1 pseudogene is annotated in these 868 nt (G+C 45.9%); it reads left to right on the top strand.

The window, feature by feature from the left end:
* Window positions 1-56: 56 nt before the first annotated feature.
* Window positions 57-868: pseudogene (locus HW443_RS12070) on the top strand (hypothetical protein); the annotation flags it as partial.

Raw genomic sequence — 868 nt, 5'->3', positions numbered from 1 at the left:
CCTGGGTGCTCTTCTGGTATTTCCACAGTAGAATGACCGAAAACAGGATCCACCAAATGCTCACTGATATAGGGATTCGTATCTCTGTAGGAGAAATTTCCAATATCATTACCAAGAATCATGAGGGGTTTCATCAGGAGAAGAGAGAGATTATAAGGGCAGGAATACAGAGTTCATCCTACCAGCATATCGATGATACCGGGGCCCGGGTAAAGGGAACCAACCAGCATTTTACTGTCCTTTGTAATGATTATTTCTCGGCCTTTTTCATCAATCCCAAGAAGGACCGCCTGGCAGTCATCGGCATCTTAAGCCAGGAAGAAGAGCTCTCCTACCTGATTAACCCCTATGCCCTTGGCTTTCTTGAGGGGAAAAAACTGAAGGCCTCAGTTCTCTCCTCTCTAAAGCCCCTTCTTAAGATGGGGGCGATGGTAAGGGAGAGATTTGAGAAGGAGTTGAATCTCCTGATACCTGAGCTGAAGGACCGCCATAAGACCATGATACTGGAGGCAGCGGCTATAGCCTCCTACCAGGAAAACCAGGCCAGTCCCATCATCCAGAGGCTTGTCTGTGATGATGCCAGGCAGTTCTATTACATTACCCCTCTGCGGGCCCTCTGTTGGATCCATGAAGAAAGACACTACGTAAAGCTAACCCCTTTACTTGCCCATCATCAGAGACTTCTCGATGACTTTAGAGCTCGAATCTGGGAGTATTATTACCAGCTTACCGAATATAAAAAGAATCCAGGGGAAGAAGAAAAGATACGCCTCTCTCATCTATTCGAGGAAATCTTCTCCACTAAAACAGGATATGAGGATTTAGACAATCGTATAGAGCTGACCAAAAAGAAAAAGGACTTTCTGCT

The organism is Candidatus Hakubella thermalkaliphila, assembly GCF_013281975.1.
Lineage (GTDB): Bacteria > Actinomycetota > Humimicrobiia > Hakubellales > Hakubellaceae > Hakubella > Hakubella thermalkaliphila.
Note: the sequence above shows the minus strand (reverse complement) of the source record. Positions and strands in the feature narration are given on the sequence as shown.